Consider the following 13,908-nt stretch of genomic DNA (forward strand, 5'->3'; position numbering starts at 1 on the left):
CGCTGCCGTGACCGTGGCAACAATTATGTTATGGCTCCTATGAACTCAGTCAGACACACCCTAGCGCGGTGGCGAAAGGCGCAGGCGGTCCCGGACGGGCAAGAACGGGTTGTCGTCGCGCGCAGTTCGACGAATATCAATCAGTCAACAGTATATTATTTGCTACAGTGCGGTGTGTTTGTTTCATAACAAGGCGCTCACGACAACGAAACACGGCGAAGGGGAATGTCATGTCTGGTTCGATGATGGTGCTGACGGCCGCCAGCGCGTTTGTGCTGACCCATTTCCTGCTGTCCCATCCCTTGCGCCGGCCATTGGTGCAGGCACTCGGAGAAAAGGGCTTCACGATCCTGTACTCCAGTGTCGCGCTGGCCACGTTTGCCGCCACCGTTCACTTCTACAAAGCCGCGCCAACGACGACGCCGCTGTGGGCGGTGGGCGACGGCCTCTGGGCTGTCGTGACGGTCGCCATGCTGTTCGCCTCCATCCTGCTGCTCGGGTCCTTCATCCGCAACCCGGCCCTGCCGGGCGCGGCGAAGAGCGCGGCGACGGCGCAGGCGACGGGCGTATATGCCGTCACGCGCCACCCGATGATGTGGTCGTTCGCGATCTGGGGCGTGAGCCACATCCTGGTGTATCCGGTCGAGAAGAACATCATCCTGGCGGGCGCCATCATCGTACTGGCCCTGGTCGGCGCGGCGCTCCAGGACCGCAAGAAAGCGATGCAAGACCCGCAGGGCTGGATTGCCTGGGAAAGCCGCACCAGCTACTGGCCGTTCGCGGCGATTGTCCAGAAGCGTGCGCGCTTCGGCGGCTTCGGCGCGCACGCCATCGGCGGCGGGATCGTACTCTGGCTGCTGGCGACCTGGGCGCACATTCCACTGGCCGGCTGGGCCGCGGGAATCTGGCGCTGGCTGGCCTGAAACCAAGGCCGGAAAGCCGGAAAGCCGGGGTCAGGTCTGACATTCAGCCGGAAAGCCGGGGTCAGGTCTGACATTCGGACAGGGAAAGCCGGAGCGGAAAGCCGGGGTCAGGTCTGACATTCGGACAGGGAAAGCCGGAGGCCGGGGTCAGGTCTCGGGAAAGCCGGGGTCGAAAGCCGGGGTCAGGTCTGACATTCGGACACGGCCTTTGCCTTAGTTCTGCAATTCGTGCGTGGCGGAACCAGTCAGGCCACCAAGGCCGCAAGGCCGGGGTCAGGTCTGGCATTCGAACACGGCCTCTGCCTCGGTCCTGCAATCCGTCCATGGCAGAACCAATCAGGCCACTGAAAAACTGAAGTATTGTTGAGGCCGTGTCCGAATGTCAGACGTGACCCCAGCTGTTTTTTTATGAGCCTTGCAGTGCTCGCCACTGCACCTTGCCGGTGGCCGATTTGGGCAAGGCGTCGCGAAATTCCACGATGCGCGGGCTTTTGTAGGCGGCCATGTTCTGGTGCGCCCAGTCGATGATCTCGGCCTCGCTGACGCGTCCGGCAAAACCGTCCTTCAGCGCGACCACCGCCTTGACGGTTTCGCCGCGGCGCGCGTCGGCGCTGGCCACCACGCACACTTCGCGGATCGCCGGATGCCGGTACATCAGCGCTTCCACTTCCGCAGGCCATACCTTGTAGCCCGAAGCGTTGATCATGCGCTTCAAACGGTCGACCATGAAGAAATAGCCATCCTCGTCGACCTTGCCGATGTCGCCGGTGCGCAAAAAACGCTTGCCGCCGATGTCGACGAAGGTGTCCGCCGTCGCCTGCGGATTGTTCCAGTAGCCCAGCATGACCTGCGGGCCGTGCACGACGATCTCGCCGACTTCGCCGATCCCCAGCGTGCGCAGCGTGTCGGCGTCGATCACGCGCGCGTCGACGTCCTGGATCGGAATGCCGAGGCATTGCTTCTTGGTGCGCTCGGGTGGATTGATGTGGGTCGGCGCGATGGTCTCGGACATGCCGTAGCCCTCGACGTAATCGATGCCGAGCAGGTCGTGCATCTTTTGCGCGATCGCGTCCGGCATCGCCGCGCCGCCGCCGGAAAGGCGGGTGATGCTCGAGAGGTCGTAGACGTCGATGCGGGGACTCGATAGCAGGTCGATCACCATGGTGGAGATGAGCTGGGTGGCGTTGATGCGGTGGCGCCGGATGCATTCGGCCGCCGTGTCGCGGTCCCAGCGCGCCATCAGGACGACCGTGCCGCCGATGAAGATCGGGCCGTTCATCCCGCCCTGCATGCCCGTCACGTGGAACAGGGGCAGCACGCTGAGCGCGACCGAATCCTGCTGCGCGCCGAACCACTGCACGCCGGCCACGGCGTTGTACATCACGCTGCGGTGGGTATGCATGCAGCCTTTCGGCAGGCCGGTGGTGCCGGAAGTGTAGGGCATGGCGCACAGGTCGTCCGGACCGGCGACGAGCGCGCCCGGATGGCAGCCGCGCGCCAGCATGTCACCCCACGGCACCAGGCCCGCGCCCTCGACGGCGCGGCGCGGCGCGGCGACAAATTCGGGGACGTCGAGGTCGGTAGGCCTGGTGAGATGGTCGGAATAGGTCGCCACCAGCACGTGGCGCAGGCCGGACCCGACCAGCGGCGCGACCTGCTTGACCAGATCCTGGGCCGCGAAGATGGTGCAGGCGCCGGTGTCGTCCACGTAGTGGCGCAGCTCCTCGGTCAGATTCATCGGGTTGACCGGCACCACGACCGCATTCGCGCGCAGGATCGCGTAGTAGGCGATGATGAACTGCGGGCTGTTCTGCATGTAGAGCAGGACGCGGTCGCCGCGTTCGACGCCGCATTCTGCCTGCAAATAGCCCGCCGCCAGCTCCACTTCGTGCTTCAGGTCGGCGTAGGTGAGCGGCGTGTCGTAGAAGATGATGGCCGGCTTGTCCGGATAGCGCGCGGCCGAGACATCCAGGTTGACGACGAGATTGGTCGCGGGGACCGTCAGGTGCCGCGGCAAACTACGCGGCCAGAAATCGACAGGGCGATCTTGCATGGTGCGGGTCTCCTGGGTGGCGATGCGGATCATCGCTCGAGCGACGAGTTTATCCCATCCTACCCAGTTCTTCAGGCCGCCAGCCAGGCACCGGCACGGCGCAGCCGCCGCCATCGCCGTTCTCCCGGGCGCGATGCCGGGCTTGACGATGCCCGGCCCGGGGCGGCAGCCGCGCCTTGCCGGCGGCGTCAATCCTCGACGAAGACGACGGCCGTGCGCGCCGGGATGCTGAAGCTGCCGCTGGCGCCGTCGAAGCGCGCCCGGGCGGCCCGCTTGTCGCCGGCGCCCGGGGCGCTGTGCACCGGATGCAGGCGCAGGCGCCTGCCGCGCGCCTGTTCGTCGGTCACGGCGTGGTCCCGCTTGTCGACGTTCAGGAAATAGCGAATGCTGCTGAAACCGGCGCCCGCATGGCCGCGCCCATCGAGGTGGGCGGCGATCACGGTCGGCTCCTGGTGCGGGCCGACGTTGAAGAAGCGCAGGCGCTGCGCCACGTCGTCGGCAGTGCGCAGCCGGAACAGCGTCGAACTGCTGCGAATGGCCAGCAGGTCGCGGAAGGCGTCGCGGGTAAAGGCGATATCGCGCGGCGCCGCACGCAGCGCGGGATTGGCCAGCAACGGCTGGAACAGCGGCCAGTCCCTGGCATTGTCCGGCCTTGGCGGCAGGCCGGTGCCGAAGTGATTGGTCCGGTAGGTCCAGTCGAGGCGGTTGAACCAGTCGCCCGAATTGAAGCTGTTGCGGTCGAGCGACTTGGAACGCAGGATTTCGGCGCCCGCATGGAAATAGGCGACGCCCTGGCTCAAGGCGGTGGTCGCCAGGCCCAGTACCTGCACGCGCGCGCGCTCGGCGCCCGGGGTGTCCAGCGGCAGCTTCAGCGCATTCGCATCGTACAGCGTCTGGTTGTCGTGGTTCTCGACATAGTTGACGGTTTCGCCCGGCGCGCTGGCGTAGCCGGCCGGCTGGCCGCCGTAGTGCATGGCTTCCAGCTTGCGCGTGACGCCGTCGTGGTTCACCAGCGGGTAGCCGCGCACGGTGCCGGCCAGGCCCACGCGGATCATGTCGGCCGCGCGCAGCAGGTCTTCGCGCGGACGCACGCCGGCTCTGGCGTTGGCGTCATACACCAGGCCATTGATATAGCCCTGCTGCTTGATCACCGCCTCGCCCGCGTCGCCGGCGCCGCCGCCGCGCGCTGCGTCGCGGGCGCGGTCGCTGAAGGTGCCGATGCCGCTGCCGCCCAGCGACAGCTGCGAGGCCTGCACGAAGCGCGCCCCATCCTGCACCTCGCCGAAATTCCAGCCTTCGCCGATCAGCTGCACGTGGCGCCCGGCCGCCTCGTTCACCGCCTGCTGCAGGCGCTCCATCGCCGCGCGCGGCTGGTGGCCCATCAGGTCGAAGCGGAAGGAATCCATGCGGTAGTGCCTGGCCCACAAGACGGTGGAATCGATCATCAGCTTGGCCATCATCGCGTTCTCGGTCGCGGTGTTGTCGCAGCAGGTCGACTGGGTCACGGCCCCGGCCGCGTCGAGCCGGTGGTAGTAGCCGGGCACGATGCGGTCGAGGACCGACTTCTCTTTCTGCCCGCTGGCGAAGGTGTGGTTGTAGACCACGTCCATGCCCACGCGCAGGCCGGCGCGGTGCAGGTTCATCACCATCTCGCGCAGTTCGACGATGCGGCGTGCGCCGTCTGCCGCGTCGCTGGCGTAGCTGCCCTCGGGCGCGTTGTAGTGGAAGGGGTCGTAGCCCCAGTTGTAGCAGTCGGCATGGGCGGTCTTTTCGACCAGCGCCTGCTGCGCCTCGCCGTCGGTGGCGCCGCGCGGCCGCGGCACCGCGCAGCCCTGCTCGGGCACGCTGGCGATGTCGTAGACGGGCAGCAGGTGGATGTCGGTCAGGCCGGCCCTGGCCAGCATCTTCAGGTGGCGCATGCCGTGCGAACCGGCTTGGCCGAAGGCGCTGTACTTGCCGCGTTTTTCCAGGGGCACGCTCGGATCGTCGCGCGAGAAGTCGCGCACGTGCAGTTCGTAGACAACCATGTCGGCCTGCGCCTTGACGGTATCGGGCGCGCGGTGCGCGTCCCAGCCCTTCGGCTTCAAGGCGGCGGCGTCGAGGTCGGCGATGTAGCTGCGCTTCGAGTCGGTGGTCAGGCTGACCGAATACGGGTCGGTGACGAAATTGCGCACCAGGCCGGCGCCGTCGGCGACCACGTCGACGGCGTACCGGTAATACCGCCCGGCGAGGTCCTGCGGCACCCGCGCGCTCCAGGCGCCGGTGCGGGTGTCGAAGGCGAGCGGGTGGACGGCGCTCGCCTTCGTCGTACCGCTGTCGTAGACGCAGACGGCGGCCTGCTGCGCGGTCGGCGCCCACAGTTTGAAGGCGGTCGCGCCGGCGCGCGGGGTGGCGCCGAGGTCCGGGATGTCCTGCGCGGCGGCGTACAGGTCGTCGAGGGCGCCGGCGCCTTGCAGGCGCGTGGCGGCCAGCACGGTGCCGGCGGCGTCCTCGCGCACCAGCACCAGCTGCTCGCGGTGCAGCCGGGCGAGGCGCGCGAGGTCGGCCTCGTCCACGGCCAGCACCGGGCCGGCGCCGACGTACTTGAAACGCTGCGCGGCGTGGGCCGGGATGTCGCCGGCATGCAGCCCCAGGTCGAGCCAGCCGGCCGCGCCTTGCACCTTCGCACCGGCCGTGGCGACGATCGCGCCGCCAGGAGAATGGTAGAGGCGGAAGCGGCCGTCGGCGGCCATGCCCGGCCACTTGGCGAGGCGGCGGTCGAGCCAGACCGCGCGTGCTTCCAGCGTGCTCGGCGCGGCCTGCATGACCGTGGCGAAGGAAGGGGTGTCGCAGTCTTGCAGGGCAATGGCGGCATGGGCCGGACCGGCGAGGACGGCCGCGGCGGCGAGCGCGAGCGGGAACATGGAGTGGCGCATGACAGTGACCCGAATAAGTGAAGTGGACGTGGTAGTTCAGCTACGGCAGCAATGGGATGCAGAGCAATCGCAGTGGGAGTCGGCGCCGTTGCCGATGTAATTCTACTAGCTGCCACTGCTTCTGGCCATGCCGCCGGCGGGTGGCGCGGGGCCGGCGGGGGCCGGCCTTCGGGCCCGGAGCGCGTCCGGGCCGCTCGCAGCAGCCGGGCATGAAAAAGCCCGCGCGGCGGCGGGCTTCTTTCACGCGGTCGGGCCGTGCGGCATCACGCCTTGGCCGCCACCGGCGCCTTCGCGCTGTCCGTGCTGCGGTAATGGTCGACCATCTTGTAGCGCTTCGCATACAGCCCGAACGCGAGCGCCGCAAGGAGCGCGAAGGCGGCGAAGAAGTACATCTGGAAGGCGATCACGCCGATCCCGGATTCCCTGATCGTGCCGAGCACCGCGTCGTTCTTGACGGCCGCGTTCACGACCAGCACCCACAGGTTGCCGACCGTGACGGCGAGACTCCACAAGGCCATGATCGCACCCTTCATCGAGGCAGGCGCCTGGCTGTAGGCGAATTCGAGGCCGGTGGCCGAGACCAGCACCTCGCCCATCGTCAGCAGCGCATACGGCAGGATCTGCCAGGCCATCGAGGTCGGGGTGCCGGCGTCCATCGACACCTGGATGGTGCCGATCACGATCCAGGACAGGGCCGAGAAGGCGATACCGGCCGTCATGCGGCGCAGCGGCGTCGGCATGAAGCCCATCTTCTCGAGCATCGGGAATAGCACCAGGTTGTTGAACGGGATGAGGATCATCACCAGCAGCGGGTTCAGGGCCTGCATCTGCGCCGGCAGCAGCGTGAATTCGTTGCCGAAGACGGAGAAGGTCGTGATCATCGAGTTGGCCTGCACTACCCAGGTCGATGCCTTCTGGTCGAACAGCGACCAGAAGGGCGTGACCAGCGAGAACACGACCAGGATGCGCAGCACGGCGCGCACGCCGTCGACCGCTTCATCGGGATGCAGGCCGCGCGCGCGTTCCAGCTGCATCGAGGTACCGAGGCCGCCAAAGGCCAGCAGCAGCACCAGCGCGGTGCAGGCCGCGATCACGAAGCCCCATTGCGGCGACATCGCCAGCGCCACCACGGCGCCCGCCACGCCGGCCATGGCAACGACGAGGCCCGGACGGCCTTGTCCCGGCGCGTGCGCCAGCAGCGCGCTTTTCGCGACGCGGGTAAACGAATGCGGCGTGGCGCCGGCCGGCGGCACGTGCACGTATTTTTTACGGCCGCTCCAGAACACGATCGTTGCGATGAACATCATGACGCCGGGGATCCCGAAGGCGACGGCCGGGCCGTAGTTCTTCAGGAACAGCGGCATCAGGAGCGAGGCGAAGAAGGAGCCGAAGTTGATGATCCAGTAGAAGGCGTCGAAGACGATCTTGGCTTTGCCCTTGTTGGTCTGGTCGAACTGGTCGCCGACGAAACTCGACACCAGCGGCTTGATGCCGCCCGAACCGAGCGCGATCAGGCCCAGGCCAAGATAAAAGCCCTTGACGCTGTCCTCGAAGATCGCCAGGCAGGCGTGGCCCGCGCAGTACACGAGGCTGAGCCAGAAGACGGTATTGTATTTGCCGAAGAAGCGGTCGGCCAGCCAGCCGCCGAGCAGCGGGAAGAAGTAGACGCCGATGACGAAGGTGTGGAACACGTGCTTGGCTTCGCCCGTGCGCTCGGACTCCGGCAGGAACAGCAGCAGGGTCGAGATCAGGAAGGGCGTGAGGATGTTGCGCATGCCATAGAAGCTGAAACGTTCGCAGCCTTCGTTGGCGATGATGTAGGGGATCTGGCGGGGCATGCGGCCGCTGGCGGCGGTCGGCGTCGGCTGGCTCATGGCGCATCCTGAAATAAATAAACACGCGATCCTATGATGCCGCCCGGGTCTTGGCAAGCCTCAGCTGTGACGCGCTGCAGCACATTCGTAGTTTTGCTACTTCGGTGATAATCAATGCAAATTTTATTTGCATATAAGCCCTTGAATGCAAAGGAAATATGCATGGTTAGCGCTTGGATTGGCGGATTGTAAAATCGAAAAAGCTGCTGTATATTGCGTAAAAATCACTAACCGGACTTTCGCCATGATCCAGACCGCCACGCCCGCCCCCCTGCACGAGAACGACTGGTGGCGCGAAGCCATCATCTATCAGGTTTACCCGCGCAGCTACCTCGACACGAATGGCGACGGCGTGGGCGACATCCCGGGCATCACCGCCAAGCTCGATTACATCGCCAGCCTGGGCGTGAACATCGTCTGGCTGTCGCCGTATTTCAAGTCGCCGATGAAGGACTTCGGCTACGACATTTCCGACTATTGCGACGTCGATCCGCTGTTCGGCACCCTGGCCGACTTCGACGCGATGGTCGCCAAGGCGCACAGCCTGGGCCTGAAGATCATGATCGACCAGGTCATGTCGCACACGGCCGAAGCGCATCCGTGGTTCGCCGAGAGCCGCAAGAGCCGCGACAATCCGAAGGCGGACTGGTATGTCTGGGCCGATCCGCTCCCCGACGGAAATCCGCCGAACAACTGGCTGTCCGTCTTCGGCGGCTCGTCCTGGCAATGGGACAGCCGCCGCAAGCAGTACTACCTGCATAACTTCCTGGCCAGCCAGCCGGACATGAACTTCCATAACCCGGAGGTGCAGCAGGCCCACCTGGACGCGCTGCGCTTCTGGCTCGAACGCGGCGTCGACGGCGTGCGCATGGATGCCTGCAACTTCCACTTCCACGACCGCTCCCTGAAGAGCAATCCGGCCGCGACCAAGCGCGACGTCGCCACCGTCACGGACGTGAACCCGTACGGCATGCAGGCCCACGTCCACGACAAGACGCAGCCGGAAAACATCGCCTTCCTGGTGCGCCTGCGCGCGCTCCTGGACGAATACGGCGCGATCTCGATCGGCGAAGTCGGCGCCGACGACGCGCTGGCCGTGATGGCCGAATATACCGCCGGCGGCGACAAGCTGCACATGGCCTACAGCTTCAATTTGCTGACCCCGCAGTTCTCGGCCGCCCACATCCGCACCCAGGTCGAGGAGTTCGAGGCGCGCGTCAAGGGCGGCTGGGCGTCCTGGTCGGTCGGTAACCACGACGCCATCCGCGTGATGACGCGCTGGGGCGGAGAAAGTGCCCCGAGCGGTTTCGCCGCGATGATCCTGGCGATGCAGCTGTCCCTGAAAGGCACGCCCTGCCTGTACCAGGGCGACGAGCTGGCGCTGATCGAGGCGGACGTGCCCTTCGAACTGCTGCAAGACCCGTACGGCATCACCTTCTGGCCCGAGTTCAAGGGCCGCGACGGCTGCCGCACGCCGATGCCGTGGACCAATGCGGCGCCGAACGCCGGCTTCACGGAAGGCAAGCCCTGGCTGCCGGTCGCCGTGCCGCACCTGGCCGCCTCCGTGTCGCAGCAGGAGCTCGACCCGGCCTCGGCACTGAACGCCGCGCGCCGCATCATCCACTGGCGCCAGGGCCTGCCGCAGCTCACGCGCGGCGACATCTCCTTCTTCGACGCGCCGGAACCGGTGCTGGCGCTGCGCCGCACGCTCGACGGTGAAGCGACCGTGCTGGCCGCCTTCAACCTGTCGAACGCGCCGGTCACGATCGACTGGCCGGAGACGGCGCAAGCCCGGGACCTGGCCGGCCACGGCCTGCCGGGCGAGGCTGCGAACGGGCGCGTCACGCTGCCGGCCTACGGCGCCTGGTTCGGCACCGTCGCCTGATGGGTAACGCGCCCGAGCTGGAAAAAATCGGCCGCACCGCGTTCGCCGACGGTCCGCGCCTGCTGGCCGACATCGGCGCGACGCATGCCCGCTTCGCATTGCAGACGGCGCCCGGCGTGTTCCGCCACATCGCCGTCCTGAAGTGCGAGGACTTCGAGGGCGTGGTGCCGCTGCTGCGCTTCTACCTCGCGCAGCACCCCGACCTGAACCTGCAGCATGCCGCCTTTGCGGTGGCCAATCCGGTCAACGGCGACCAGGTGCGCATGACCAACCGCGCCTGGGCCTTCTCGACCGAGGCGGTGCGGCGCGAGCTGGGCCTGTCGACGCTGCTGGTGGTGAACGACTTCACGGCGCTGGCGATGGCGATCCCGGTGCTCACCCCGGACGACCTGATGCAGGTCGGCGGCGGCAAGGCGGCGGCCAATGCCGTCATCGGCGTGCTGGGGCCGGGGACGGGACTGGGCGTGTCGGGCGTGATTCCGACCGCCGACGGTTTCGTCACGCTGGGAAGCGAGGGCGGGCACGTGAACTTCGCGCCCGGCGACGAGCGCGAGTTCGCGATCCTGCAGCACGCCTGGCGCGCCTGGCGGCACGTGTCGAACGAGCGCCTGATTTCGGGGCCCGGCATGGAACTGATCCACGAAGCGCTGGCGCTACGCAATGGCGTGGCCGCGCCGCCACGGTCGGCGGCCGAGATCCTGGCCTGCGCGCTCGACCAGGACGACGCCTTGTGCGGCGAGGTGCTGGAGGTCTTCTGCGGCATGCTGGGCGGCGCCGCCGCCAACCTGGCCGTGACGCTGGGCGCCTTCGGCGGCATCTTCATCGGCGGCGGCATCGTGCCGCGCATGGGCGAGTGGTTCGCGCGTTCCCCTTTTCGTGCGCGCTTCGAGGCCAAGGGGCGCTTCTCGCACTACCTGGCCGATATCCCGACCTACGTCATCACGACGCCCAATCCCGCCTTCCACGGCGTGGCGAGCATTCTCTCCGAACACCTGCGCGGGCGCAGCGGGGCCAACACGCTGATGGACCGCATCAAGCAGCTGCGCCACGAACTCACGCCGGCCGAGCAGCGCGTCGCCACCCTCGTGCTCGAGCAGCCGCGTCTGGTGCTGAACGAACCGATCGCCGACATCGCGCGCGGGGCGGAAGTATCGCAGCCGACCGTGATCCGCTTCTGCCGTTCGCTGGGTTTCCTGGGACTGGCCGATTTCAAGCTGAAGTTCGCCAGCAGCCTGACCGGCGCGATTCCGGTGCGCCACAGCCAGGTGAGGAACAGCGACAGCACCCACGACCTGTCGGCCAAGGTGATCGACAACACCGTCTCGGCCATCCTGAAATTCCGCGACGGGCTCGACGTGCACACGCTCGACCGCGCGATCGACCTGGTGAGCCGCGCGCGCCGCGTCGAGTTCTACGCGATGGGCAACGCCCGCGTGGTGGCGCTCGACGGCCAGCACAAGTTCTTCCGCTTCCGCATTCCGACCGCCCTGTATGGCGACTCGCACCTGTTCATGCTGGCGGCCGACCTGCTCGGGCCGGGCGACGTGGTGATCGCGATCTCGAATTCGGGGCGCCTGCCGGAGCTGCTGCAGGCAGTCGACATCGCCCGCTCGCGCGGGGCGGACGTGATCGTCATCGGCAACGGCCAGTCGCCGCTGGCGCGCAAGGCCAGCGTGTGCCTGGCGGTCGACCATGCCGAGGACAGCACCGTGTTCCTGTCGATGATTTCACGGATCTTGCAGCTGCTGCTCATCGACGTCATGGTGGTGGGGCTGTCGGTCGAGGCGCACAATGGGCGCGCGGGGACGCAATCCGAGGTCGAACAGCGCAGGCTGCTGATCTCGCATGTGGACAGTTGAAAACAAGCCGCCCCCGGCGTTTCAATCGGCCGCCTTCAAGTGCACGCGCCGGATCGTGCGCCGCCAGTCGTCGAGCGACAGCACGGTATCGTTCGCCGTGTCTTCGACCAGGATCTGGTCCCCGCTGCGCGCCACGAGAAAACTCTCGCGCCGCTGGATCTTGTCGGCGCGGTTCTCGACGAAACTGAGCTGCCAGTATTAACGGCCGTTGATCACGCGCGGCGCCGGATCGTCTTCGACGATGGCGCCGCGCGCCTTGCCGCGCGAGCGCTTCTCGATCTCTTGCGACCAGCTCTTCACTTCCGGCAGCGCCAGCAGCGCGGCCATCGCCTGCGCGCGCGTGACCGCCGGATCGACCTTGGGCTGCACGATCGGCTCGGCCGGCCGCGGCGGCGCGGCGGGAGGCTGCCGGTCCTTGCAGCCGGCCAGCAGGGCCGCCAGCAGGAACAGGGTCGGGGAGGCGCCGCGTGACATCATGATCAAACCTCGTAGGAAGGTGGAGCCAGAAACCTGGGCCCATACTAGCCGATGCGTGCGATGTAAAAAAGCCCGCAAGGCGCAAACCTTGCAGGCTTTTTCGTGTGCAGTACAGCGCCGGCGAACCGGCGCTGCGGCAATTACATCATGCCGTCCATGCCGCCCATGCCGCCCATGCCGCCCATGCCACCCATGCCGCCGGCTGGCTTGTCTTCCGCCAGTTCCGAGACCATGCAGTCGGTGGTCAGCATCAGGCCGGCGATCGACGCTGCGTTCTGCAGGGCCGAGCGGGTGACCTTGGCCGGGTCCAGCACGCCCATTTCGACCATGTCGCCGTAGGTGCCGTTGGCGGCGTTGTAGCCGTAGTTGCCGCTGCCGGCCAGGACCGCCGCGACGACGACCGACGGCTCTTCGCCGGCGTTCTGGACGATCATGCGCAGCGGCTCTTCCATTGCGCGCAGGACGATCTTGATGCCGGCTTCCTGGTCGGGATTGTCACCCTTGATGTCGATCGAAGCGCGGGCGCGCAGCAGGGCGACGCCGCCGCCTGGCACGATGCCTTCTTCAACCGCGGCGCGGGTGGCGTGCAGCGCGTCTTCGACGCGTGCCTTCTTTTCCTTCATCTCGACTTCGGTGGCGGCGCCGACCTTGATCACGGCAACGCCGCCGGCCAGCTTGGCCACGCGCTCTTGCAGCTTTTCGCGGTCGTAGTCCGAGGTCGCTTCCTCGATCTGGACGCGCACCATCTTGACGCGCGCTTCGATGTTTTCGGCAGCGCCGGCACCGTCGATGATGATGGTGTTTTCCTTGCCGACTTCGATGCGCTTGGCCTGGCCGAGTTCGGCCAGCGTGACTTTTTCCAGGGTCAGGCCGACTTCTTCAGCGATGACCTGGCCGCCGGTCAGGACGGCGATGTCTTCCAGCATGGCCTTGCGGCGGTCGCCGAAGCCTGGCGCCTTGACGGCGACGGTCTTGAGGATGCCGCGGATGTTGTTGACGACCAGGGTCGCCAGCGCTTCGCCTTCGATGTCTTCGGCGATGATCACCAGCGGACGGCCGGCTTTCGCGACTTGTTCCAGTACCGGCAGCAGATCGCGGATGTTCGAGATCTTCTTGTCGCACAGCAGCACGAACGGGCTGTCGTGAATCGCGACTTGCTTGTCCGGATTGTTGATGAAGTACGGCGACAGGTAGCCGCGGTCGAACTGCATGCCTTCGACGATGTCGAGTTCGTCATTGAGCGACTTGCCGTCTTCGACGGTGATGACGCCTTCCTTGCCGACTTTTTCCATCGCCTCGGCGATGCGTTCGCCGATCGAGTAGTCCGAGTTGGCCGAAATGGCGCCGACCTGGGCGATTTCCTTGGTGGTGGTGCATGGACGGGCGATCTTCGCCAGTTCGTCGACGGTGGCGGCGACTGCCTTGTCGATGCCGCGCTTGAGGTCCATCGGGTTCATGCCGGCGGCAACGAACTTCATGCCTTCACGCACGATGGCCTGAGCCAGCACGGTCGCGGTGGTGGTGCCGTCGCCGGCGTTGTCGCTGGTCTTCGAGGCCACTTCCTTGACCATCTGCGCGCCCATGTTCATGAGCTTGTCCTTGAGTTCGATCTCTTTCGCGACCGACACGCCGTCCTTGGTGACGGTAGGCGAACCGAAGGCGCGGTCGAGCACGACGTTGCGGCCCTTCGGACCCAGGGTGACTTTCACCGCGTTGGCGAGGATGTTGACGCCTTCAACCATCTTGGCGCGCGCTGCGTCGCCGAAAATTACTTCTTTAGCTGCCATGTTTATTTCTCCGATTTATTCGAAATGTTCTAGCGCATGTGGAAAATTCTTCCATGGCGGCGTTGCATCGTCCCGCCGTACTGGCGGACTGTGTTCGACGCTGCGCCTTGCCCTGGCCTTTTTTTCACACGCTAT

8 protein-coding genes are annotated in these 13,908 nt (G+C 66.5%); 3 read left to right on the plus strand and 5 right to left on the minus strand.

Going from position 1 to position 13,908, the window contains the following annotated elements; genetic code table 11:
• Nucleotides 1-230: 230 nt before the first annotated feature.
• Complete coding sequence (locus ACFPOU_RS10445; RefSeq protein WP_379720377.1) at nucleotides 231-923, plus strand: NnrU family protein; 693 nt, start codon at nucleotides 231-233, stop codon at nucleotides 921-923.
• A gap of 406 nt (nucleotides 924-1,329) precedes the next feature.
• Here the strand turns inward: ACFPOU_RS10445 and ACFPOU_RS10450 are convergent, their stop codons facing one another.
• From ACFPOU_RS10450 to ACFPOU_RS10460, 3 genes are all read right to left on the minus strand, one after another.
• Nucleotides 1,330-2,976, minus strand: coding sequence for a long-chain fatty acid--CoA ligase (locus tag ACFPOU_RS10450; protein ID WP_379720380.1), 1,647 nt, complete (start codon nucleotides 2,974-2,976; stop codon nucleotides 1,330-1,332).
• A gap of 188 nt (nucleotides 2,977-3,164) precedes the next feature.
• Nucleotides 3,165-5,891 carry an alpha-1,6-glucosidase domain-containing protein gene (locus ACFPOU_RS10455; RefSeq protein ID WP_379720383.1) on the minus strand — a complete coding sequence of 909 codons (2,727 nt, stop codon included), beginning with the start codon at nucleotides 5,889-5,891 and terminating at the stop codon, nucleotides 3,165-3,167.
• Between the two features lie 263 nt (nucleotides 5,892-6,154).
• Complete coding sequence (locus ACFPOU_RS10460) at nucleotides 6,155-7,765, minus strand: POT-type proton-dependent oligopeptide transporter (protein ID WP_379720386.1); 1,611 nt, start codon at nucleotides 7,763-7,765, stop codon at nucleotides 6,155-6,157.
• A gap of 244 nt (nucleotides 7,766-8,009) precedes the next feature.
• Here ACFPOU_RS10460 and ACFPOU_RS10465 point away from each other — a divergent pair, with 244 nt between their 5' ends.
• Nucleotides 8,010-9,650, plus strand: a complete 1,641-nt coding sequence (locus tag ACFPOU_RS10465; protein ID WP_379720389.1) for an alpha-glucosidase family protein — start codon at nucleotides 8,010-8,012, stop codon at nucleotides 9,648-9,650.
• Nucleotides 9,650-11,509 (plus strand): glucokinase, encoded by a 1,860-nt coding sequence (locus ACFPOU_RS10470; RefSeq protein WP_379720391.1) that lies wholly within the window; start codon nucleotides 9,650-9,652, stop codon nucleotides 11,507-11,509. The genes ACFPOU_RS10465 and ACFPOU_RS10470 overlap by 1 nt, the downstream gene beginning before the upstream one ends.
• A gap of 198 nt (nucleotides 11,510-11,707) precedes the next feature.
• On the opposite strand, the gene ACFPOU_RS10475 is transcribed toward ACFPOU_RS10470, so the two are convergent.
• Both ACFPOU_RS10475 and groL read right to left on the minus strand, forming a co-directional pair.
• Entirely contained in the window at nucleotides 11,708-11,986 is a 279-nt protein-coding gene (locus ACFPOU_RS10475; RefSeq protein WP_379720394.1) for a hypothetical protein, read from the minus strand.
• A gap of 140 nt (nucleotides 11,987-12,126) precedes the next feature.
• The gene (gene groL, locus ACFPOU_RS10480) at nucleotides 12,127-13,773 is read right to left on the minus strand and encodes a chaperonin GroEL (RefSeq protein ID WP_379720397.1); all 1,647 of its coding nucleotides are present in this window, start codon (nucleotides 13,771-13,773) and stop codon (nucleotides 12,127-12,129) included.
• Nucleotides 13,774-13,908: the final 135 nt, after the last annotated feature.

The organism is Massilia jejuensis, assembly GCF_042656795.1.
Lineage (GTDB): Bacteria > Pseudomonadota > Gammaproteobacteria > Burkholderiales > Burkholderiaceae_D > Telluria > Telluria jejuensis.